The following is a 22,155-nucleotide window of genomic DNA, read 5'->3' as shown; positions in this document are numbered from 1 at the left end:
ATGAGTGAGTCGCCGGCCGCCGCTGCGGTCCTCGTCGCCGGTTCGGCCAACCTCGATTTCGTCGTGCGCGCTGCGCACATTCCGGCGCCCGGCGAGACCGTGCTCGGCCGCGATTTTGGCACCTTCCCGGGCGGCAAGGGCGCCAACCAGGCGGTCGCGGCCGCGCGCGCGGGCGGCGCGCCGACCCGGATGCTACTGGCGCTCGGCGACGATGCGCATGCCCGCCCGCTGGAGGATTCGCTGCGCGCGGCCGGCGTGTCGCTGGACATCCGCCGCCAGGTCGCGCTGCCGACCGGCGTGGCGTTCATCTGCCTGGCCGATGGCGCCGAGAACGCGATCACCGTCGCGCCGGGCGCGAACGCCGCGCTCGCCCCCGGCGACCTGCCCGCGCTCGACGGTGTGGGCCATCTGCTGCTGCAGCTCGAGACGCCGCTCGACAGCGTGGCCGCGTACGCGGCGCGCGCCCAGGCGGCCGGTGTGCGCGTGGTGCTCAACGCCGCGCCGGCGCAAGCGCTGCCCGAGGCCTTGCTTCGCCTGGTCGACGTGCTGGTGGTCAACGAGGGCGAACTGGCGATGCTGGTCGGAGACGACGGCGACCTCGCCGCCGCGCTCGCGCGCCTGCCGGTGCCGTGCGCAGTGGTGACCCTGGGCGCGGCCGGTTGCCTGGCGCGCGAAGGCGACGCGTTGCATCTGCAGCCGGCGTTTCCGGTCGAGGCGGTGGACACCACCGGCGCCGGCGACACCTTCTGCGGCGCGCTGGTCGCCGCGCTCGCCCGTGGCGACACCTTGCCGGCCGCGCTGCGCGACGCGGCCGCCGCCTCGGCGCTGGCCTGCAGCGCGCTCGGCGCGCAGGCGAGCGTGCCGGCCCGTGCGCAGGTCCAGGCACTGCTGGCCGGCAACGGCGATGCACACGGCCGCGCCGCCCTGGCCGCACGCTGCGGCCTGGCGCCCTGATCCCCCTTTCATGACGAGATGCCCCCGATGACCGCCTCCCCCTACGAGACGCTCGACGACGCCGAGCAGGCCGACCACGGCCCCGCGCCGCTGCGCAGCGAGTACAAGTTCTCCCACGTCACCACCGGCCGCTACCTGCCCACACCGGGCAAGGCGCCCGGCTGGCCGTTCGCCGACATCGGCGGCTGGATGATCGACGCCAACGAAAGCGCCGCCGACTGGCTGGCCGAACTGCGCGACTGGCGCCGCGAGCATCTGGTGCGGATCGGCTACGACGACGCCAACTACCGCCGGCCCGAACTGCTGTGGGCGCAGCGCAATTTCGTGCACGCGCAGATGATGGTCGAGGACCGTTACTTCTACGATGCCGAGCGCGCCGAGTACACGGTCGACCGCTATCTCGACGATCTGATCGCGCGCTTTGGCGGCATCGATTCGGTGCTGATCTGGTACGTGTATCCCAACATCGGCATCGACGACCGCAACCAGTTCGACCTGGCGCACGACCTGCCCGGCGGGCTCGACGGCCTGCGGCGCGCGGTGCAGGCGTTCCAGGCGCGCGGGGTGCGGGTGTTCCTGCCCGCCAAGCCCTGGGACCACGGCACCCGCGACCCGGGCACCAGCCACTGGGAGGGCCTTGCTGAGATCGTCGCGGCGGTCGGCGCCGATGGCATCAACGGCGACACTTTCAATGGCGTGCCGCGCGCGTTCCTCGACGCCTGCGAGCGCCACGGCCGACCGGTCGTGTTGCAGCCCGAATCGACGATCAGCTCCGAAGAACAGCTGATCTGGAACGTGCAGAGTTGGGGCAAGAAGGCCCCCGACGGTCCGGTGCCGCCGGTGTCGAAATGGAAGTGGCTCGAGCCGCGGCACATGGTCAACTACGAGAACCGCTGGGGCCGCGACCGCACGCACGACCTGCAGTACTGCTTCTTCAACGGCATCGGCTACAACGCCTGGGAGAACATCTGGGGCATCTGGAACCAGTTCACCCCGCGCAATGCCGAAGTGCTGCGGCGCATTGCGACGATCTACCGTGCGTTCCCCGAACTGGTGGTGAGCCTGGACTGGGCGCCGTACCAGCCCTGCCTGCAACGCGGCGTGTTCGCCAGCCGCTTCCCCGGCACAGACCGCACGCTGTGGACGCTGATCAACCGCCATGAGTACCCGATCGACGGCGAGCAGCTCGCGCTGCCGCACATCGACGGCACCCGCTACTACGACCTGTGGCGCGGACAGCCGATCGCCCCGCGCCTCATCGACGGTGAGGCGGTGATCGAGCTGCCGCTCGAAGGGCGTGGTTTCGGCGCGCTGCTGGCGCTGGCACCGGGCGCCGACAGCGACGGCCTCGACGCGATTCTGGCCATGCTCGCCGCGCAGGCGCGCACGCCGATCGGCGCGCACTCGGCCACCTGGCAGGCGTTGCCGCAGGCGATCGTCGACGTGGCGCCGACCGCGCCGCAGGCCGCCGCGCCCGAGGGCATGGTGACGATCCCCGGTGGCGAGTTCCTGTTCCGTGTCGGCGGCGTCGAGATCGAGGGCTTCGACTGGTCAGGCCTGGACGTGCAGTACCCGTGGGAAGCGTGCCCGCGCCGGCACCATCGCCGCCGCATGACGCTGGCCACGTTCCACATCGACCGCCATCCGGTGACCAACGCGCAGTTCGCGCGGTTCCTGGCCGACAGCGGTTACGCGCCGCGCGATGCGCATAATTTCCTGCGGCACTGGGTCGACGGCGCACCGCGCCCGGGGTGGGCGCACAAGCCGGTGACTTGGGTGTCGCTGGAGGACGCACGCGCGTACGCGCAGTGGGCCGGCAAGCGCCTGCCGCGCGAATGGGAATGGCAGTACGCCGCCCAGGGCCACGACGGCCGTCGCTATCCCTGGGGCGACACCTGGCACGACACCTGCGTGCCGCGGGTCAACCGCGGTCGCCGCCTGTTGCCGCCGGCCGACGTCGGTGCGCATCCGCAGGGCGCCTCGCCGTTCGGGGTCGAGGACCTGATCGGCCACGTCTGGCAATGGACCGATGAGTACATCGACACCCACACGCGTGCGGCGATCCTGCGCGGCGGCAGCAGCTACCAGCCGCAGACCTCGCACTGGTACTTCCCGCAGGCCTACCGGCTCGACCAGCACGGCAAGTACCTGCTGATGGCGCCGGGCAAGGACCGCTCGGGCACGGTGGGCTTCCGTTGCGTGGTCGATGCGGAGCGCCCCCATGGCTGAGGCGCTGGACATCGCCGCTGGCGACGCGCAGCGTCCGCCCGCGCCCGCCCAGGTGCGTTTGCGCGGGCTGCTGGGCGCGGCGCTGGACGCCAATCGCCGCGGTCGGCTGTCGCATTTCGTCACCGGGCCCGACAGCCCGGCGATCGCGATCTTCGATCCGGCGCATCGCGCCGGCAACGAAGAGGGCGACTGGTACGGCGAGCACGCCGGCAAGTGGCTGGCGGCCGCGGCCAAGGCCGCCGCGCGCAGCGGCGACGCCGCGCTCGAGGCGAGCGTGCGCGCCGTCGCCGCGTACCTGGCCCAGGTGCAGGAAGACGATGGGTATCTCGGCACCTACGCGCCGCACCGGCGCTTCATGGTGCCGCAGCCGCCCAAGCCCGAGAGCTGGAACGGCGAGCCGGCACTGCGCACCTGGGACGTGTGGACCCACGCCTACTTGCTGCTGGGCTTGCTCGAGGTACACCGACGGTTCCCGCAGTCGGGTGCGCTGGAGACCGCGCGCCGGATCGGCCTGCTGTGCTGGCGCACGTTCTGCATCGAAGGGCTGGACATCACCACGGTCGGCAACCACCACGGCATGTCGGCGACGGTGCTGCTCGATCCGGCCATGGACCTGCACGCCGCGACCGGCGACGCGCGGTTCCTCGAACTGGCCCGGCGCATCCTCGCCCAGGCCGATGCCAACCCGCGGCTGGCGTTGCTCGAGCGTGCGCTGGCCGGCGCCGATCCATCGGAGATCGCCACCGGCAAGGCCTACCAGCTGTGCTGGAACCTGGTCGGGCTGGCGAAGCTGGCGCGTGCGAGCGGCGATCCGCGCCATCGCCAGGCGCTCGATGCGCAGTGGCAGGCGATCCGCGACCACCACCTGAGCCTGGGCGGCGGCCCGTTCGGTGGCATCGGCCACCGCTCGCGCGAGGTGTTCAATCCTGCGTTCGTGTTCGACCCGCAGGCGTACGTCGAGACCTGCTCGATCCTGGCCTGGCTGCAGCTCAACCGCGAACTGCTGGCGATCACCGGGCAGGCGCGCTATGCCGAGGAGATCGAGCGCACCGCCTACAACGACCTGCTCGGCGCGCAGGCGCCCGACGGCGAGGGCTGGTGCTACTACTCCTACGCCAACGGCCGCCGCATCCATACCAACTACTGGCGCTGCTGCAAGTCCAGCGGCGCGATGGCGATCGAGGAATTGCCGGCAGTGGCGTACGCGACCGATGCCGAGGGCCTCGTCGTCAATCTGCTCGGGCCGGGCGAGGCGACGTGTACGCTGCCTGGGGCGGGCGAGGTGACCGTCGTGCAGGACACGCGCTATCCGTTCGAAGGCGACATCGGCCTGCAACTGCGCCTGGCGCAGCCGGCGCATTTCGCGCTGCGCGTGCGCATTCCCGCCTGGGCGCAGGGTGCGACCCTCACCGTTGCCGGTGAGTCGTGGCCCGAACCGCTGGTTGCCGGCGACTACGTGCGCATCGAACGCACCTGGGCCAGCGGCGACAGTGTCGCGCTGACCCTGCCGCTGCGCCCGCGGGTGCATCGCCGCGTCTACCGCAACGTGCAGGAATCGCGCGCGCCCGACGGCTCGCCGGTGCGCCAGCAGGTGCTGCGCCAGGACTACATCGCCTTCGGCCGTGGGCCGTTGGTCTATGCGACCGGGCTGATCGACGGCTATCGCACCGCCGAGACCGTGCGCCTGCCCGATGACGATGCACAGATCCGGATCGAGGAACTGTCGCCTGCGGGCGATGGCGAGGCGGTGGGCCTGCGACTGCATCTGGCCGAGCGTGCGCCGATCGATTTCGCACCCTACTACAGCATCGGCGAGCGCCGTGACCGCATCTGGCGCACCACTTGGCTCGGGCTGGCGCCGTCGCACGACGGTGCCGACGCTGGCGATTGCGGTGCGCTCTGAACGATGCGTGCGATGCGCAAACAAGTTTCTGTGGCGGGAGAACATAGGCCGGGCGCATGGCTCGCGGCGCATGCGTCGCGCAGACTGCCCCGGACCTGCGCTGTCGCGTTGAATGGATATCGGACGAGATGACGGATTCCCCTTTCGCCCATGGTCGCGCTGGCGCGCCCGGCCCGTTGAGCGGCGTTCGCGTGCTCGATCTGAGTGCCTACATCGCCGGCCCCTACGGCTGCGCGCTGCTGGCCGACCAGGGCGCGGACGTGATCAAGGTCGAGCCGCCGGATGGCGACAACCTGCGCAACTACCCCTCCACGCTGGCCGCCGAGAGCCGGGCGTTCCTGGGCATCAACCGCAGCAAGCGCGGCGTCACCCTCAACCTCAAGGCCGACGACGACCGCGCGGTGCTCTACCGGCTGGTGCGCGAGGCCGACGTGCTGGTGCACAACTTCCGGCCCGGCGTGCCGGAGCGGTTGGCGATCGATTTCCCGACACTGTCGGCGATGAACCCGCGGCTGATCTACTGCGCGGTCACCGGCTACGGGGAGACCGGCCCGTTGAAGGACAAGGCCGGTTACGACCAGGTGCTGCAGACGATGACCGGTATCTGCACCCTGCAGGGCAAGCGCCGCGGGCCGCCGGAGCTGGTCTACGGCTCGGTGGTGGACTACTACGCGGCCGCGCTGTTGGCGGCCGGGGTGTCGTCGGCGCTGTACGAGCGCGAGCGCAGCGGTGAAGGCCAGTTCGTCGGCGTCTCGCTGCTGCGCAGCGCGCTGGCGATGCAGTCCGCACGCATGGTCTGGGCCGAGGGCGAAGCGCTCGACATCGGCCGCGACATGCGCTCGGGCGGGGTGACCGGGCTGCATCCCACGCGTGCGGGCTGGCTCTACATCTCGGCCAATACACCGCGGTTCTGGCAGGCGCTGTGCGCGCTGACCGGGCTCGAGGCACTGGCCGCTGATCCGCGCTACGACACTGTGCGCAAGCGTGCCGAGCATGCGGACGACATCCTGCCGCAGTTGCACGCGGCGCTGGCCGCGCGCGATGCGCTGGACTGGGAGGCGCATTTCGGCGATGCCGTGCCGTGCGCGGCCGCGCGTGCGGTCGAGGACATGTTCGAACATCCGCAGGTGCTGGCCGAGGGCATCGTCAGCACGATCGCGCATCCGACCCTGGGCAGCTACCGCGGCGTCGCCCAGACGATCCGCTTCGGCCGCACGCCGGGGCCTGCCCCGTTCGCCGCGCCCACGCTGGGCCAGCATTCCGAGGCGGTCAGGGTGGCCCTGGGCGCCGTGGGACGCGACAATGGCGATTCCGCCTGAGCGGCGGTCCACGTCCCAACCCGAGGTGTTCATGTCCGCTGCCGCATCCAAGCTCGACCAACTGCGCACGATGTCCGTCGTCGTCGCCGATACCGGCGATGCCGACGCGATCGCGCGGCTCAAGCCGGTCGACTGCACGACCAACCCGACGCTGGTGCGCAAGGCGCTGGACCTGCCGATCTACGCCGAGCTGATCGAGCATGAGCTCGAGCGCGCGCGCGGGCTCGACGGCGATGCCGATGCCGTGGTCCGCCAGGTCGTCGACCGCCTGACGATCGGCGTCGGCCGCAAGCTTGCCGGCCTGGTGCCGGGCCGGGTGTCGACTGAGGTCGATGCCGACCTGTCGCACGACACCGAGGCCACGCTCGCCAAGGCGCGCCAGTTCATCGACATGTACGAGGATGCCGGTGTCGGCCGCGATCGCGTGCTGATCAAGATCGCCGCGACCTGGGAAGGCATCCGCGCCGCGCAGCAGCTGCAGCGCGAGGATATCGACTGCAACCTCACGCTGATCTTCAACCGCAGCCAGGCGATCGCCTGCGCCGAGGCCGGCGTGTTCCTGATCTCGCCGTTCGTCGGCCGGATCCTCGACTGGCACGTCGCGCGCGGCGAGGTGCCGGCGACGATCGACGACGATCCGGGCGTGCGTTTCGTGCGCGATGTCTATGCTGAGTTCAAGCGTCGCGGCTCGCCGACGGTGGTCATGGGCGCCTCGTTCCGCTCGACCGCGCAGATCGAAGCGCTGGCCGGCTGCGACCGGCTGACGATCTCGCCCGACCTGCTCGAAGCGCTGGATGCCCAGCACGGCCCGCTGGCGCGCGCGCTGACGCCGGGCAAAGGCGATGGCCGGATCGACCCGCCGGTCGACGCCGAACGCTTCGCGCGTGATCTCAAGGCCGATCCGATGGCCGACGAGAAGCTGCGCGACGGTATCGCCGCGTTCGCCAAGGATCTCGCTGCGCTGCGCCAGACGATCGCCCAGCGGCTGCAGGCCGGCTGAGATGCGCGTCCGGCGCGCCGTGGGCGTGCTGGCGGCGCTGTTGGTCGCCGGCTGTGCCGGCGGCCCGCAGTCCACGGCGGCCGCGCCGGTGGTCGTGCCCGAGCATCGCCCCGGGGTGAGCATCGGCTACCTCGATGCGCCCGGCTTCGACAGCCGCGCATTGCTGCCCGCGCCGCCGGCGCCCGATTCGGTCGCGCGGGCCCTCGATGAGGCCATCGCGGCGCGTGCGCTGGCCCTGCGCGAGACCCCGCGCTGGCGGCAGGCGGCGATCGACGCCGACCTCGATTTCCCCCAGGCGGCCGACCTCTACGCCTGCGCGCTCGGCGTGCCGATCGACACGACCCATACCCCGCATCTGGTGCGGTTGCTGCGACGCAGCCTCGCCGACGCCGCGATCGACGGCCGCGCCGCCAAGCTGCACTGGCAGCGCCGCCGGCCGTTCCTGGCCAACGGCGCGCCGGTGTGTACGCCAGGCGAGGCCGCGCAGCTGCGCGACAGCGGCTCGTACCCGTCGGGCCACACCGCGATCGGCTGGACCTGGGCGCTGGCGCTGACCGCCGTCGCCCCCGATCGCGCCGATCCGCTGCTGCAACGCGGACGCAGCTTCGGCGAGAGCCGACTGGTCTGCAACGTGCACTGGTACAGCGACATCGTGCAGGGGCAGGTGGTCGGCGCCGCGACCTTCGCGCGGCTGCAGGCCGAACCGGCGTTCCTGGCCGACCTGGCGGCGGCGCGCGACGAGGTCGCCGCCCAACGTGCGCGCGGCGCCCGGCCCGAGGGCTGCGACGCGCAGACCGCCGCGTTGCGCCTGTCGCCGCTGCCGGCCGCCGACGATCGCTGAGGCCGGCGAGCTGCGCGACAATGGCCGCGCGATGAGTACGACACCTGTCCCAGACCCCGATCCGCGGCCCGAACCGCCCGAGGCCCCGCTGCCGAGCGACTGCTGCGACAGCGGCTGCCCGATCTGCGTCTACGACCTGCACGCCGATGCGATGGCCGACTACCGCGCCCGGCTGGCCGCGTGGCGCGTGCGCCATCCTGGGGTCGACTGACGCGCGCGGCCGGGTTTACGCGACCGCTGCGAAGCGCGCGGCGTGCCGGTCCAGGAACGCGTCGGCTTCGGCGCGCAGCCAGGCGGCGACGGCGGCGACGGCCGGTGTGCGCGTGGTACCGGGCGCGGCCAGCAGGCGGAAGTCGTGGCCGTCGAGCGCGGGGCCGAACGGGACCCGCAGCACGCCGTCTTCCAGTGCGTCGGCCACCAGGGCGACGCTCGCCAGTGCGATGCCTTGGCCGGCGATCGCGGCCTGGATGGCATGCGCTTCGTCGGAGAAGCCGAGTTCGCCGCCGTGCGTGTCCGGCAGGCCGGCCGTTCGGCACCAGCGCGGCCAGTCGGGGGTGTGGGCGTCCTGCAGTCGCCAGGCGTAGCGCAGCCGCGGCACGGTCGCCAGCGCCGTCGGGCCGGCCAGCGCCAGGCCGGGGGCGCAGACCGGAATGAAACGTCCAGGCAGCAGCGGCCAGGTTTCGACCTGCGGAGCCGGTGCGGGGCCGTAGCGGATCGCCAGCTCCGTGCCGCCGGCGGCCAGCCGGACCGGGTCGTCGGCCGCGTGCAGGTGCAGATCGACTTCGGGCGCGGCCGCAGCGAGCGCCGGCAGGCGTGGCAACAGCCAGCGGGCGGCGAAGCCCCGGGTCGTGCTCAGCGTGACCGCGGGGCGGCGCGTCTGCCGTTGCAGGTCGGCGACGGCGGTGGCGATGCCATCGAAGCCGCCGCGCACGCTCGGGTACAGGCGTTGCCCAGCCTCGGTCAGCCGCACCTGGCGTACTTGGCGTGCGAACAGCCGCAGGCCCAGCCAGTCCTCGAGCTGGCGGATGCGGTGGCTGACCGCGGTGGGCGTGAGCGACAGTTCTTCGGCTGCGGCCTTGAAGCTCTGGCGTCGGGCGGCGGCCTCGAACGCGCGCAGTGCGCTCAGCGGTGGCAGGCGGGCGGGGCGATCGTGCATGAGCGCAATTCATCCATCGGACAAGAAAACATCGTTTGTCGGGCTCTGGGCCGGCGCCAATCATGCCGGAGCGCCGCAGTGCGCATTCTCTCCCAGCTTCGCCAGGTGAATCATGCTCAGCTTGCTCCATCTCGACGGCAGTGCCCGTCCCGGTTGTTCGGGCGAGGTCCCGCACGGCTCCCATACCCGCCGGCTCGGCGCCCGTTTCGTCGCGCGCTGGCAACAGCGGCGCCCCGGCGATCGCATCGTCTATCGCGATCTCGCCCTGACGCCGCCGACCCATGTCGACGGCCGCTGGATCCATGCTGCGTTCACGCCGCCGGCGCAGCGCACGCCGTGGATGATCGAGCGGCTGTCCGAGAGCGATGCGCTGATCGATGAGCTGCTCGGCAGCCCGCTCGTGGTGATGGGGGTGCCGATGTACAACTTCGGCATGCCCGCGCCGGTCAAGGCCTGGATCGACAACATCGTGCGCGTGGGGCGCACCTTCGGTTTCGATCGCGCGCGCACCGGTGCGCCGTACTGGCCGATGCTGGCCGATCAGGGCCGCCGCGCCGTGCTGCTGGGTGCGCGCGGCGATCACGACTACGACCCCGGCGGTCGCAACGCCGGCGACAACCTGGTCGAGCAGGGCGTGATGACGCCGCTGCGCTACATGGGCATCACCGACGTCGATCGGGTCGCAGTGGAGTACGACGAGTTCGCCGATGCCCGGCTCGCGGCCTCGATCGCGCGTGCCGAGGCCGCGGTCGATGCGCTGGTCGATCGCCTTGCCGACCAGGCCGATGCGCGGGAGACGGCCGCCGCGGCGATGCCCGCTTGACCGCCCGTTCGCCCGGGGCTACCGTGTCGCCGCCAAGGTTCATCTCTTCATGCGAATGAAGCGATGATTAAAAGGGAAGCCGGTGCGCCGCATGGCGGCAATTCCGGCGCTGCCCCGCAGCGGTAACTGGAAACGACCCCCGTCAATGCACTGGCGCCCGTTCGGGCCGGGAAGCGACGGGCAGTAGGCCCGCCATCTCGCAGGTGGCCCGTCCATGAGCCCGAAGACCTGCCTCGGCCGTGCGCACCGACAGGCGCGCACGTACGACCTGGGGCCTCCGCGGGGAGGTGCACGGGCATCGCGCCGCGCACGTCGCGGCCGGTCCCGCACGTCCGCACGCAGGCTCCGGTTCGCCCGAGGGGGCGAAGGTCGGCCGTGTGGCAGGCGGGCGCGCGCAGGCGCGGTGCACGCCATGCGGACCCTTCGTTCCTCAATCCCACGCATTGAGGACGCATCCACCATGACCGGCATCACCAATCTCGGCTTTCCCCGCATCGGCCGCAAACGCGAGCTCAAGCGCGCCGTCGAACGTCACTGGCGCGGCGAGGCCGACGCCGCGCAGTTACAGGCAGTGGCGCGGGACCTGCGCCTGCGCCATTGGCGCCTGCAGCGCGAGGCCGGCGTCGCCACGCCGCCGAGCAACGACTTCTCGCTCTACGACCAGGTGCTCGACGCCGCCTTCGGCTTCGACGCGATCCCCGAGCGCTACCGCGCGCTGGCCGATGCCGATCCGCTGGCCGGTTACTTCGCGCTGGCGCGTGGTCATCAGCAGGACGGCATCGACCTGCATGCGCTGGAGATGACCAAGTGGTTCGACACCAATTACCACTACCTGGTGCCCGAACTGCAGGCCGGCCAGCGCTTCGCGCTGCGCGACGACAAGCCGGTGCGCGAGTACCTGGAAGCCAAGGCCGAGGGGATCGAGACCCGGCCGGTGCTGCTCGGGCCGGTCACGCTGCTGTGGCTGTCGAAGACCGTCGACGGCAGCGATCGCTTCGCGCTGCTCGATGCGCTGCTGCCGGTGTACGCCGAGTTGCTGGCACGCCTGCACGCCGCCGGCGCGGCCTGGGTGCAGATCGACGAGCCGGCGCTGGTGCTCGACCTCGACCCCGCGGTGCGCGCGGCCTTTGATCGGGCCTACGCCACGCTGGCGCAGGGCGCGCGGCCGAAGCTGCTGCTGGCGACCTACTTCGGCGCGCTGGACGACAACCTGCCGTTGGCCGCGTCCTTGCCGGTCGACGGCCTGCATGTCGATCTGGTGCGCGGGCGCGAACAACTCGATGCGGTGCTCGGCGCGCTGCCGGCCGGGCGCACGTTGTCGTTGGGGCTCGTCGACGGCCGCAACATCTGGCGCACGCGGCTGGACGATGCGCTGGTGCTGGCGCGCTACGCGATCGATGCGCGCGGCGGCGATGCGGTCTGGCTGGCGCCGTCGTGCTCGCTGCTGCATGTGCCGGTGGACCTGGCGGGCGAGACCGCGCTGGATGACGAACTGCGTGGCTGGCTGGCCTTCGCCCGGCAGAAACTCGATGAACTGCGCCTGCTGGCCGAGGCGCTGGCCGATCCCGATGCCGCCGAGCCGGCGCTGGCCAAGGCGCGCGATGCGATCGCCGCGCGGCGCGCCTCGCCCCGCGTGCAGCGGCCGGCGGTCGCCGCGCGGGTGGCTGCACTCGACGCGTCCGCGTCGCGTCGCGCGACGCCCTATGCCGCGCGTCGGGCCGCGCAGGATGCGCTGCGCCCGCTGCCGCTGTGGCCCACGACCACGATCGGCTCGTTCCCGCAGACGCTCGAGGTCCGGGAGGCGCGTGCAGCGCACAAGTCCGGCAAGCTGAGCCAGGCCGACTACGATGCGTTCATCGCCGACCAGATCGCGCAGTGCGTGCGCGTGCAGGAAGACCTCGGGCTGGATGTGCTGGTGCACGGCGAGTTCGAGCGCAACGACATGGTCGAGTACTTCGGCGAGCAGCTCGATGGCTTCGCGTTCACCAAGAACGGTTGGGTGCAGAGCTACGGCTCGCGCTGCGTGAAGCCGCCGGTGATCTACGGCGATGTCGCCCGCCCCGCGCCGATGACCGTGCGCTGGTCGCGCTACGCGCAGTCGCTGACCCCGCGGCCGATGAAGGGCATGCTGACCGGCCCGGTGACAGTGCTGCAATGGTCGTTCGTGCGCGACGACCAGTCGCGTGCCGATACCTGCCGGCAGATCGCACTGGCCTTGCGCGACGAGGTGACCGACCTGGAGGCGGCCGGCATCGGCGTGATCCAGATCGACGAACCGGCGCTGCGCGAGGGCCTGCCGCTGCGGCGCGCCGATTGGGCGGCGTATCTGGACTGGGCGGTCGAGAGCTTCCGCATCAGCGCCTCGGGCGTGGCCGACACCACCCAGATCCACACCCACATGTGCTACTCGGAGTTCAACGACATCATCGAGGCGGTCGCGGCGATGGACGCCGACGTGATCTCTATCGAGACCTCACGCTCGCGCATGGAATTGCTCGAGGCCTTCGTGCGGTTCCGCTATCCCAACGGCATCGGCCCGGGCGTCTACGACATCCATTCTCCGCGCGTGCCCGATGTCGAGGAGATGACCGCGTTGCTGCGCCGGGCGGCCGAGTCGATTCCGGTCGCCCAGCTGTGGGTCAATCCCGATTGCGGGCTCAAGACGCGCGGTTGGCCGGAAACACGCGCGGCGCTGTCAGCGCTGGTCGCGGCGGCGCGCACGCTGCGTGCGCATGCCGATCGCGGCCGGACCGAGGCGGCCCCCGCCGTGCCGGCCTGACCGCACTGGCCGATGCCGGATGTCGCGACGCGGCCGTCAGCGCCGGCCGACGTCGCGGCGCCCGGCATCGCCGGTCGCCCGCTGGGCCGGGTCGCGGCGCAGTTGCAGGCGGCCGGGCGTGCTGGCGTCGGCCACGATCGGATAGGCCTCGCACAGCGCCCCGACGAAGGCCAACGGCGCATCGCTGCGGAACACACCGGTCACGCGCAGCTCTGTCAGCGACGCGTCCTCGATGACGATCCGCTCGTGGCTGTAGCGGTTGAACTCGGCCACGACCTCGGCCAGCGTCGCGTCCTCGAACACCAGCCGGCCCGACAGCCAGGCCGGCGCGGCGAGCTTGCGCAAGGTGCCGATCTGCGGCGTGTCGAGATCGCGGCTGAGCCGCGCGGTCTGGCCGGCGACCAGGCCCAGCAACGGGGCAGGCCGGCCGTTGCTGCCGCCATCGAGCGGCAGCAGCACGACCTCGCCTTGGATCAGGGCGACGTCCAGCGTATCGGCGCGGCGATTCAACTCGAACTCGGTGCCGACCACGCGCAGGCCGCCGTGCGTGGTGTGCACCGTCAGTGGCCGGCGCTCGCGGGCGACGCGGAAGAACGCGCGGCCGCGGTCGAGGACCACCGTGCGTGCGCGCGGCCCGAAGGCGACGTGCAACCGGCTGTCGGTGTCCAGGCTGATGCGGGTGCCGTCCTCGAGCGTCAGCTCGCGGCGCTCGCCCACACCGGTGGCGTAGACACGCTCGGTCGGCGCGGCCGGCACCAGCAGCTGCCAGGCGCCGAGCAGCGCGAGGGCGAGGGTGGCGGCCAGACCTGCGGCGACCGGCCAGCGACGGCGGGCGCGCGGGCGGGGCGCCCGCTGGGGCGCCGCGACGGCGTCCAGGCGGCGTGCGATCTCGGGATGCGGCGCGTGCGTGCCCAGCCCGGTCCACAACTGCTCCAGCCGCTCGTAGGCGGCGCGATGGCGCGGGTCGGCGTCGATCCACGCCTGCCAGGCGCGCAGGTCGGTGCCGTGCACGTCGTCGGCGCGCAGGCGCGCAAACCACGCGGCTGCGCGGCGCCGGATCGGATCGCCGCCTTCGATCAGCTCGAGCTCAGGCTTCATGCCTCGTCCAGGGTCGCATCCAGGTGCATCAGGGCCCGCATCATGTGTTTCTCCACCGCGCTCACGCTGATGCCGAGCCGCTTGGCGACGGCGCTGTAGGTCAGCCCATCATATCGCTGCAGCAAGAAGACCTCGCGGCAGCGCGGCGGCAACGCATCGAGCGCCTGCAGAAACCGTTGCAGACGCGCCTTGTCTGCGTAGACGCATTCGCACGACGGCTCCTCACTCTGCCAGGCCGCGGCGACCGCCTCGATCGGCACATGATCGGACTTGCGATGGCTGCGGTCGCGGCGAAAGCGGTCGCGCAGCAGATTGGAGGCGATGCGCATCACGAACGCCTCGACGTTCGCCAATCCGGCCAGACGGGGGGCGGGCTGTTGGCTCAGGCGCGCCAGCGTGTCCTGGGTCAGGTCCTCGGCGTCCTCCGTGCTCGTCAGGTGCCGCGAAAAATAGCGCAGCAACGCCGGCCGGTACTGCTGGGCCAGACGGGTGACGTTCCGCTCGTCCGGGTGCCGCAGGGCAGCCTCGGACGCCTTGCCGGGGGCGGGCGCAGTCATCGGTGTCGGGGGAGGAGAAGACGGGGTGTCGCCCTTCGAACCCTATGTGAGCGGCGCGTGATGAGCAAGCTGAGGAATTGTGACCGGCGTGCGTCTGCATCGTGGACAGGGGCGTCATGACCAATCGTCAAGGAGCGGCGGGGACCGATCACGACTTCGAGGGGATTTCATGACACAGGGTTTGAGGGCTGGGGGCGCGCGTCGCCATTCGTTGCATCCGCTGGTGCCGGCGCTGGCGATCGCGCTGGGCTGCATGGTCGGCGCCGTCGCACCGGTATCGGCGCAAGCGCCGCAGCGCGAGTTCGCGGTGCAGAGCCAGCCACTGGGCGCCGCGCTCAACCAACTGGCGCTCAGCGCCGAGCGCGAGATCATCGTGTCCCCGGATCTGGTGCGAGGCATCACCGCACCGGCGGTGTCCGGGCGCCACAGCCTCGGCGAGGCGCTGGACCTGCTGCTGGCCGGCACCGGACTCACCTACCGCGAGAGCGATGGCCGCGTGATCATCGTCGCCGAGGAGAACGCGCCGCAGGCCGCGGCGTCGCCGGCGGCGTCCGGTGCGCGTGCGGCGGTCGCGGGGGCGTCGGGCGATGCGGTCAGCCTGGACACCGTCCGGGTCTCGGCCTCGCGCATCGACCGGCCTGATTTCGTCTCGCCGACGCCGATCCTGCCGATCAGCGCCGAGGAGCTGAACCTGGACATGCGCACCAACATCGGTGCCGCGCTCAATGACCTGCCGCAGTTCCGTGCGACCAGTTCGCCGCAGACCACCGGCTCCAACACCGGCGCCGGCAACGCCCCGGTCGACCTGCGCGGCCTGGGCATCAGCCGGACCCTGGTGCTGCTCGACGGACGTCGCGTCTCGGGCGATAACGACCTCAACACCGTGCCGTCGGTGCTGGTGAAATACGTGGACGTGGTGACCGGCGGTGCGTCGGCGGCCTGGGGCTCGGGCGCGGTCGGGGGCGTGGTCAACATCACCCTGGATCACGACTTCGAGGGGGTGAAGTTCGGCGCGCAGGCCGGGCGTTCGACCTATTCGGACGGCGACGAAAAGCGTTTCGAGGGCGCCTGGGGCACGCGCTTCGCGGACGATCGCGGCCACCTGCTGGTCGGCGGCGAGTTCCTCGACAACGATGGCATCGTGCCGCGCAGTGCCCGCCCCCGGGCCGGCCGCTGGTCGACGTTGCGGATCGATGGCCAGCCGACGCTGATGCCCGATGTCGGCTTCGCCGATGCCGCGATCGGTGGGCTGATCGTCGGCGCGCGCGACGCGAACGGCAAGGCGGTCAGCGGGTTTTCGCTGACCGGTCAGGCGTTCAACCCCGACGGTTCCTTGCGGCCCTTCGATTACGGCAAGGTGGTCGGTGCGCTGATGAGCGGCGGCGAAGGCCCGTCGAACGACGACTACAGCCCGCTGAGCGCGCCGCAGAAGCGCTACTCGACGCTGGCCAGCGTGCGCTACGACTTCACCGACACGGTCCGGATGAGCGCCGACGTGCACCACTCGCGCATGTACAACCACTACATCTGGTTCGGCGACCACAACCGCGGCAACCTGTCGATCGGGCTGGACAACGCATTCCTGCCGGGCACGGTGCGCGAGGAAATGATCGCCGCCGGCGCCAGCACGCTGACGCTGGGCCGGTTCAACAACGACATCAACTATCCGCGGATCGACTTCGAGCGCCGCACCACCCAGGCCACGCTGGCCTTCGACGGCTACGCCGGCGACTGGCGCTGGAGCACCTATTACTCGCACGGCGAGGCGGAGCAGAACTTCGACACGCCCGGCTTCGTGTTGCGGCAGGCGTGGGCGAACGCGATCGACTCGGTCATCGACCCGGCGACCGGCGCGCCGGTGTGCCGGGTCACGCTCGCCGATCCCAGCGTCGCCTGCGTGCCGATCAACGTGTTCGGCGAAGGCGCGCCGTCGCAGGCCGCGGCCGACTACGTGACCGGTACGCCCAGCCAGCGCTCGACGACCAAGCTCGACACCTTCGGCGCGAGCCTGCGCGGCGAGCCGTTCCAGATGCCGGCCGGCGCCGCCTCGGTGGCGGTGGGCGTGGAAGCGCGGCGCGAGTCGATCGATCAGCGCGTGGGTGCACTCGATGCGGCCAAGGCGTTCCGCTCCTTCAGCTTCAATCCGATGCAGGGCAGCTTCACGGTCAAGGAACTGTTCGGCGAGGTGCTGCTGCCGATCGCCAAGGATCGCGGCCTGCTGCACGATTTTGGCGTCAACGCCGCCGCGCGCGTGTCCGATTACTCCACCACCGGAGCGATCTGGTCCTGGAAGCTGGGCGCGACCAACGAGTTCTTTCCAGGCTTTCGCGGCCGCATCGCCCGCTCGCGCGACATCCGCTCGGCGAACCTGAGCGAACTGTTCACCACCAGCACCACCGGCTGGAGCTACGTGCTCGACCCGGTCACCGGCCAGACGGTGTATGCGCTGAGCAACGGCGGCGGCAATCCGGCGCTGGTCCCCGAGACCGCGGACACGCTCACCGTCGGCCTGACCTGGTCGCCGCAGTCGATCGAGGGGCTCGATCTGTCGGTGGACTATTTCGACATCCAGATTCAGGACGTCATCACCACGGTGGGGCTGCAGGACATCCTCAACCGCTGCGCGGCCGGCAACCCGGCGATGTGCGCACGCGTGGAGCGCGATGCCGGCGGCAACATCACGCGCATCGTCTCCACCTACACCAACCTGTCGCAGTACAAGACCGACGGCGTGGACATCGAGCTGGCCTACAAGCGGCCGACGACGCTGTTCGGTGTGGGCGGGACGCTGACCACGCGCACCCTGGCCAGCTGGATCAACAGCCTGACCACCGACGACGGCATCAACAACATCGAGTACGTCGGCTCGCAGGGCTATGCGTTCGGGCTGGGTGTGCCGCGCTGGCGTGCGGTCAGCAGCCTGACGTTCAACAGCGACCGGTTCTCTGCCAACGTCCGTGCCCGCTACATCTCGTCCGGGCAGTACGACCGCAACCAGGCGATCGTCAACGGCGCGATCGGCAGCTACGTCTACTACGACCTGGGTGCGAGCACGCGGCTGGGCGAGGGCGGACAGCTGGAGCTGTACGGCGCGATCAACAACGTCACCAACAAGCAGGCGCCGATCGGATCGACGTTCTCGCCGTACTACGACGTGATGGGTCGCTACTACACCGCCGGCGTTCGCCTGAAGTTCTGAGCGTCCCGCTCCCCGACACGAAGGTATGACATCCATGAAGACCGCACACCAGGCGCTCTTGGGTCTCGCATTGCTGGTGGCAGCGACGGTCGCATCCGCGACCGTCGCCGTGCCCCCGGCGGTCCTGGCCGACGGCGTCCCCGAGATTCCCGACGACACCGCGACGCGTACACGCCCCTACCTGGAGTTCCGCAGCGCGCAGTTCCTGGGCTGGAACCGGGCCGATCGCTCGATGCTGATCAAGACCCGCTTCGGCAGCACCGACCAGTTGTTCGAGGTCGCCCAGCCCGACGGCGCACGCCGGCAGATCAGCTTCGAGGCCGAGCCGACCCCGTTCGCCACCCATGCACCGGCCGGCGCGCCGGCACTGGTGGTGCAGAAGGACGTCGGCGGCGACGAGTTCTTCCAGCTCTACCGGCTCGACGAAGGCCGGCTGACGCTGCTCACCGACGGCAAGAGCCGCAACGCGTTCGGCGCCTGGAGCCGGGACGGGCGCTGGGTGGGCTATTCGTCGACCCGCCGCAACGGCACCGACGCCGATCTGTATGTGATCGATCCGCGCGACCCGTCGACCGATCGCCGGGTGGCGACGGTCACCGGCGGCGGCTGGAACATCAGCGACTTCTCCGCCGATGGCCGCAACGCCCTGGCGATCAACCGACTGTCGATCAACCAGGCGGTGGTCGCCGAGATCGACCTGCGCAGCGGCCGGATGACCCCGCTCACCGATCCGGCGCAGCCCGCGTCCTACGCCGACGCGCGCTACGCGGCCGATGGCAACATCTGGACGCTGTCCAATCGCGATGCGGACGTGGTGCGTCTGGGCAAGCTCGATCGCCGCAGCGGCGCGTTCACGGCATTGAGCCCGGAAACGCCATGGGATGTGACCGATTACGCGGTCGCCGACGATGAGCGCTTCGTCGTCTATGCAATCAACGATGCGGGCGTGTCGCGGCTGCGCGTGCTCGATCCGGCGAACGGACAAGTCCGCAACGTCGACGGTCTGCCCGACGGCGTGCTGCACTGGAGCTTCGGGCACCTGCTGCAGATCGCGCCCTGGGGTGAGATCGGCCTGAGTCTGTCGGCCTTCGATGTGCCGGGCGATGCGTTCTCGGTCGATCCCGACACGCTCGCGGTCAGGCGCTGGACCCGCAGCGAGGCGGGCGGGCTGGATCTGGCGCGCAACCGGGCGCCGGAGCGGGTCGAGATCCGCAGCTTCGACGGCGAGGCGATGTCGGGCTTCCTGTATCGCCCCGACCCGGCGAAGTTCCCCGGCAAGCGGCCGTTGATCATCGACATCCACGGCGGGCCCGAGGGCCAGAGCCGACCGGGGTTCCTCGGCACCGACAACTACCTGGTCAATGAGCTGGGCATCGCGATCTTCCTGCCCAACGTGCGCGGCTCGTCCGGCTATGGGCGGCGGTTTCTCGACCTCGACAACGGGCCGTGGAAGCGCGAGGACTCGGTGCGCGACATCGGCGCGTTCCTCGATGCGCTCGAGCAGGACGCGGCGCTGGATTCGACGCGCTTCGCGGTCTACGGCTTCTCCTACGGCGGTTACATGTGCTACGCCTCGGCAGTGCATTACAGCGACCGCCTGCGCGCGGCCAGCTGTGCGGTGGCGATCTCCGATTTCGTGACGTTCCTGGAGAACACCCAGTCCTATCGCCAGGACCTGCGGCGGGTCGAGTACGGCGATGAACGCATTGCCGAACAGCGCGCCAAGCTCGCCGAGATCTCGCCGCTGCGCAACGTCGATCGCATCCGCGTGCCGCTGATGGTCGCCACCGGCGGCAACGACCCGCGCGTGCCGCCATCGGAGGCCGAACAGATCGTCGCCGCCGTGCGCGCCAACGGCGGCCGCGCCTGGCACGTGCTCGCGCGCAACGAAGGCCACGGCTTCCACAAGCGCGAAAACCGCGACTACATCTTCTGGGCCGGTGTCACCTTCTGGCAGGACACCCTCCTCGACGACTAAAAACCGGGGTCAGAGTGCAGTTCCCCCGCACCAGAACCGGTGTCAGCGTGCAATTTCCCCACATGACGGCGAGCGACGCCCCGATGGCGTCGCTCCCGTCGCACGGGCATCGTCGCTCGCACGCCACCGCAAGGATGCGAGCATGCGATGCCCCCGGATCGACCTGCCCGATGTGGCCCAGCACATCATCCAGCGCGGCAACGACCGCCAGTCCTGCTTCTTCGACGACACCGATCGCCTGGGCTACCTGCAGGATCTGCGTGAAACCGCGCGACAGCACGGCTGCGCCATCCACGCCTACGTGCTGATGAGCAACCACGTGCATCTGCTGGCGACGCCGGCCGCCGCGGGACAGATCGCACGCATGATGCAGTCGCTCGGCCGGCGCTACGTGCGCTGGATCAACGCGCGTCACGGTCGCATCGGCACGCTGTGGGAAGGTCGCTACAAGGCCTGCCCGGTGATCGGCGAGGCGTACCTGCTGCGTTGCCTGCGCTACATCGAACGCAATCCGCTGCGCGCGCGCATGGTCGACGAGGCAGCCGAATATCCGTGGTCCAGTCATCGCGGCAACATCGGCGCCGTGGACGATCCGCTGCTCAGTCCGCATCCGGCCTGGCAAGGCTTGGCGTCGAGCCCGGCGCTGCGTCACCAGGCGTGGCGCGCGCTGGTCGCGGAGGCCGTCGATTCGAACGAGACCGAAGCCATTGCCGCGCATCTGCAGCGGCAGCACCTGTACGGCTCCGAGCACGCGCGGCAGGCACTGGAGGCCCGACTCGGGCGGCCGGCGGGGCCGGTCAGGCGGGGGCGGCCGCCGTGCGGGCGTGCAGGCCGGGCGGCGGAAAATGCACGCTGACCCCGGTTTTCAGAGGGCGGGCAGGCGCAGGGGCGGGAAGGCGCGTTGGACGCAGTCGGTGCGTTCGCAGACCTTGCAGCCCGGTCCGATCGGGGTGGCGGTGGCGAGGTCGTCGAGGTCGAGGCCGCGCGAGTAGGTCAGGCGGTCGGCGTGGCGCAGGTCGCAGCCCAGGCTCACGGCAAACGTCTTGCGCTGCCGGCCGTGGCCGGTCGGCCCGCTCTCGACCTGGCGGGCCAGCCAGAAGTGGCGGCGGCCGTCGGGCATGCGGGCGACCTGGGTCAGGATGCGGCCGGGCTGGTTGAAGGCCTCGTAGACGATCCACAGCGGGCAGGCGCCGCCGACGTGCGAGAAGTGGAAGTCGGTGGCCGAGTGGCGCTTGGAGACGTTGCCGGCGCGGTCGACGCGCACGAAGAAGAAGGGCAGGCCTGGACGCCCGGGTCGTGCGAGGGTGCTCAACCGGTGGCAGACGGCTTCGAAGCCGACGCCGAAGCGGTGGGCGAGGCGGTCGATGTCGTAGCGCTCGGCCTGGGCGGCATCGAGAAACGCGCCGTAGGGCATCACCAGCGCCCCGGCGTAGTAGTTCGACAGGCCGATACGGGCCTGCGCCGCGCGCTCGGGATCGGCGAAGCCGGCCTGGGCGACCAGGGTGTCGATCAGTGCGCCGTGCTCGCGCAGCGCCAGTTCAGCGGCCATCTGGAAGGCCTGCTGTCCGGGCTGCAGCCAATCGGGCAACCACAGGGTGCGGGTGTCCGGATCGAAGCGGCGCTTGTCGTCCATCCGGTCGTCCAGCGCCACGACAATGCCGTGGGCCTCGCGCAGCCGCTGGCGTAGCCGTGGCGCGACCTGTCCGGCGACCAGCCCGTGCGCGCCGAACGCCGCTTCGGCGATGTCGTCGAGCTCGGCGACGTGGTTGCGGCGCCGGTTGAAGTAGTCGCGCACCGGGTCGCCGTCGGGCCCGGCGAGTTCGACCTCGCCCAGGTGCGCGGCCAGGACGTCGGCGCGCTCGCGGATTGCGCGCTGGCGCCGGTGCAGGTCCAGCAGCAGGCGGGCGATGCCGGGCAGGTCGCCGGCCAGTGTCTCGAGCTCGTCGGGCGTCGCGGTGGTCTCGCCCAGGTCGGCCAGCGCCTCGCGCAGTTCGCCGACCAGTGCGGCCGGACCGGCGCCGTCGAACAAGGCCGGCTGCGGGCCGAGCAGGGCCTCCAGCCGCGCCTGCACTGCCGGGGTCAGCGGGCGTTGGTCGCGTTCGATCTGGTTGAGGTAGCTCGGCGACAGGGCCAGTGCCTGCGCCAGCGCAGCCTGGGCCAGGCCGTGTTGCTGGCGCAGGCGTCGCAGCCGGGCACCGACGAAGCGCTTGGGGCGGGACATGACGATTCGCAACCTTCGCAGGAATGTGCGCGATGTTCGCACGATACGCGGGCGTGAACGGGCGCCGGGCGATGCGATCCTGCGAATAATGCGAATCC

General features: G+C 71.0%; 16 protein-coding genes and 1 riboswitch. Of the genes, 12 read left to right on the top strand and 4 right to left on the bottom strand.

Annotated elements, in window-relative coordinates:
- The 7 genes from ABE488_RS10290 to ABE488_RS10260 all read left to right on the top strand — a co-directional run bounded on the left by ABE488_RS10290 (position 1) and on the right by ABE488_RS10260 (position 8,457).
- Entirely contained in the window at positions 1-954 is a 954-nt protein-coding gene (locus ABE488_RS10290) for a PfkB family carbohydrate kinase (protein WP_346448225.1), read from the top strand.
- A 27-nt stretch (positions 955-981) separates the two neighbouring features.
- Positions 982-3,183: an SUMF1/EgtB/PvdO family nonheme iron enzyme gene (locus ABE488_RS10285; RefSeq protein WP_346448224.1), complete on the top strand. Its 2,202-nt coding sequence runs from the start codon at positions 982-984 to the stop codon at positions 3,181-3,183.
- Complete coding sequence (locus ABE488_RS10280; RefSeq protein WP_346448223.1) at positions 3,176-5,086, top strand: beta-L-arabinofuranosidase domain-containing protein; 1,911 nt, start codon at positions 3,176-3,178, stop codon at positions 5,084-5,086. Before ABE488_RS10285 ends, ABE488_RS10280 begins: the two co-directional genes overlap by 8 nt.
- Positions 5,087-5,214: 128 nt before the next feature.
- Positions 5,215-6,405 (top strand): CoA transferase, encoded by a 1,191-nt coding sequence (locus tag ABE488_RS10275; RefSeq protein ID WP_346448221.1) that lies wholly within the window; start codon positions 5,215-5,217, stop codon positions 6,403-6,405.
- Between the two features lie 31 nt (positions 6,406-6,436).
- On the top strand, positions 6,437-7,405 hold the full coding sequence (locus ABE488_RS10270) for a transaldolase (protein WP_346448219.1): 969 nt from the start codon (positions 6,437-6,439) through the stop codon (positions 7,403-7,405).
- 1 nt (position 7,406) lies between these two features.
- Positions 7,407-8,246 (top strand): phosphatase PAP2 family protein, encoded by an 840-nt coding sequence (locus tag ABE488_RS10265; RefSeq protein ID WP_346448218.1) that lies wholly within the window; start codon positions 7,407-7,409, stop codon positions 8,244-8,246.
- Between the two features lie 31 nt (positions 8,247-8,277).
- Complete coding sequence (locus ABE488_RS10260; RefSeq protein WP_346444449.1) at positions 8,278-8,457, top strand: oxidoreductase-like domain-containing protein; 180 nt, start codon at positions 8,278-8,280, stop codon at positions 8,455-8,457.
- Positions 8,458-8,472: 15 nt separating this feature from the next.
- Here the strand turns inward: ABE488_RS10260 and ABE488_RS10255 are convergent, their stop codons facing one another.
- Positions 8,473-9,402 carry a LysR substrate-binding domain-containing protein gene (locus ABE488_RS10255; RefSeq protein WP_346448217.1) on the bottom strand — a complete coding sequence of 310 codons (930 nt, stop codon included), beginning with the start codon at positions 9,400-9,402 and terminating at the stop codon, positions 8,473-8,475.
- 112 nt (positions 9,403-9,514) lie between these two features.
- Here ABE488_RS10255 and ABE488_RS10250 point away from each other — a divergent pair, with 112 nt between their 5' ends.
- Together ABE488_RS10250 and metE are read left to right on the top strand one after the other, a co-directional pair.
- Positions 9,515-10,225 (top strand): NAD(P)H-dependent oxidoreductase, encoded by a 711-nt coding sequence (locus tag ABE488_RS10250; RefSeq protein ID WP_346448215.1) that lies wholly within the window; start codon positions 9,515-9,517, stop codon positions 10,223-10,225.
- An 18-nt stretch (positions 10,226-10,243) separates the two neighbouring features.
- A riboswitch (cobalamin riboswitch) is annotated at positions 10,244-10,476 on the top strand.
- A gap of 209 nt (positions 10,477-10,685) precedes the next feature.
- Positions 10,686-13,004 carry a 5-methyltetrahydropteroyltriglutamate--homocysteine S-methyltransferase gene (metE, locus tag ABE488_RS10245; RefSeq protein WP_346448213.1) on the top strand — a complete coding sequence of 773 codons (2,319 nt, stop codon included), beginning with the start codon at positions 10,686-10,688 and terminating at the stop codon, positions 13,002-13,004.
- Positions 13,005-13,040: 36 nt separating this feature from the next.
- Here the strand turns inward: metE and ABE488_RS10240 are convergent, their stop codons facing one another.
- Entirely contained in the window at positions 13,041-14,102 is a 1,062-nt protein-coding gene (locus tag ABE488_RS10240; protein WP_346444441.1) for a FecR domain-containing protein, read from the bottom strand.
- Positions 14,099-14,659: an RNA polymerase sigma factor gene (locus tag ABE488_RS10235; RefSeq protein ID WP_346444440.1), complete on the bottom strand. Its 561-nt coding sequence runs from the start codon at positions 14,657-14,659 to the stop codon at positions 14,099-14,101. The genes ABE488_RS10240 and ABE488_RS10235 overlap by 4 nt, the downstream gene beginning before the upstream one ends.
- Positions 14,660-14,828: 169 nt before the next feature.
- Here ABE488_RS10235 and ABE488_RS10230 point away from each other — a divergent pair, with 169 nt between their 5' ends.
- The 3 genes from ABE488_RS10230 (at position 14,829) to ABE488_RS10220 (ending at position 20,692) form a co-directional block, all read left to right on the top strand.
- On the top strand, positions 14,829-17,858 hold the full coding sequence (locus ABE488_RS10230) for a TonB-dependent receptor (RefSeq protein WP_346448211.1): 3,030 nt from the start codon (positions 14,829-14,831) through the stop codon (positions 17,856-17,858).
- Between the two features lie 34 nt (positions 17,859-17,892).
- Entirely contained in the window at positions 17,893-19,836 is a 1,944-nt protein-coding gene (locus ABE488_RS10225) for a prolyl oligopeptidase family serine peptidase (protein WP_346444436.1), read from the top strand.
- Between the two features lie 142 nt (positions 19,837-19,978).
- Positions 19,979-20,692: a transposase gene (locus ABE488_RS10220; RefSeq protein ID WP_346448210.1), complete on the top strand. Its 714-nt coding sequence runs from the start codon at positions 19,979-19,981 to the stop codon at positions 20,690-20,692.
- A 9-nt stretch (positions 20,693-20,701) separates the two neighbouring features.
- Here ABE488_RS10220 and ABE488_RS10215 read toward each other — a convergent pair whose 3' ends face one another.
- Positions 20,702-22,057, bottom strand: a complete 1,356-nt coding sequence (locus tag ABE488_RS10215; RefSeq protein WP_346448208.1) for a short-chain fatty acyl-CoA regulator family protein — start codon at positions 22,055-22,057, stop codon at positions 20,702-20,704.
- Positions 22,058-22,155: the final 98 nt, after the last annotated feature.

This window comes from Luteimonas sp. TWI662, from assembly GCF_039673825.1.
Lineage (GTDB): Bacteria > Pseudomonadota > Gammaproteobacteria > Xanthomonadales > Xanthomonadaceae > Luteimonas.
This window is presented reverse-complemented; position numbering and strand designations above follow the sequence as displayed.

Excerpts from the sequence above, each read along its gene's own strand:
- ABE488_RS10235 (WP_346444440.1), bottom strand. The coding sequence starts at position 14,659 with ATGACTGCGCCCGCCCCCGGCAAGGCGTCCGAGGCTGCCCTGCGGCAC.
- ABE488_RS10265 (WP_346448218.1), top strand. The coding sequence starts at position 7,407 with ATGCGCGTCCGGCGCGCCGTGGGCGTGCTGGCGGCGCTGTTGGTCGCC.
- ABE488_RS10260 (WP_346444449.1), top strand. The coding sequence starts at position 8,278 with ATGAGTACGACACCTGTCCCAGACCCCGATCCGCGGCCCGAACCGCCC.
- ABE488_RS10280 (WP_346448223.1), top strand. The coding sequence starts at position 3,176 with ATGGCTGAGGCGCTGGACATCGCCGCTGGCGACGCGCAGCGTCCGCCC.
- ABE488_RS10250 (WP_346448215.1), top strand. The coding sequence starts at position 9,515 with ATGCTCAGCTTGCTCCATCTCGACGGCAGTGCCCGTCCCGGTTGTTCG.
- ABE488_RS10270 (WP_346448219.1), top strand. The coding sequence starts at position 6,437 with ATGTCCGCTGCCGCATCCAAGCTCGACCAACTGCGCACGATGTCCGTC.
- ABE488_RS10220 (WP_346448210.1), top strand. The coding sequence starts at position 19,979 with ATGCGATGCCCCCGGATCGACCTGCCCGATGTGGCCCAGCACATCATC.
- ABE488_RS10285 (WP_346448224.1), top strand. The coding sequence starts at position 982 with ATGACCGCCTCCCCCTACGAGACGCTCGACGACGCCGAGCAGGCCGAC.
- ABE488_RS10255 (WP_346448217.1), bottom strand. The coding sequence starts at position 9,402 with ATGCACGATCGCCCCGCCCGCCTGCCACCGCTGAGCGCACTGCGCGCG.
- ABE488_RS10225 (WP_346444436.1), top strand. The coding sequence starts at position 17,893 with ATGAAGACCGCACACCAGGCGCTCTTGGGTCTCGCATTGCTGGTGGCA.
- ABE488_RS10240 (WP_346444441.1), bottom strand. The coding sequence starts at position 14,102 with ATGAAGCCTGAGCTCGAGCTGATCGAAGGCGGCGATCCGATCCGGCGC.
- ABE488_RS10275 (WP_346448221.1), top strand. The coding sequence starts at position 5,215 with ATGACGGATTCCCCTTTCGCCCATGGTCGCGCTGGCGCGCCCGGCCCG.
- metE (WP_346448213.1), top strand. The coding sequence starts at position 10,686 with ATGACCGGCATCACCAATCTCGGCTTTCCCCGCATCGGCCGCAAACGC.
- ABE488_RS10230 (WP_346448211.1), top strand. The coding sequence starts at position 14,829 with ATGACACAGGGTTTGAGGGCTGGGGGCGCGCGTCGCCATTCGTTGCAT.
- ABE488_RS10290 (WP_346448225.1), top strand. The coding sequence starts at position 1 with ATGAGTGAGTCGCCGGCCGCCGCTGCGGTCCTCGTCGCCGGTTCGGCC.
- ABE488_RS10215 (WP_346448208.1), bottom strand. The coding sequence starts at position 22,057 with ATGTCCCGCCCCAAGCGCTTCGTCGGTGCCCGGCTGCGACGCCTGCGC.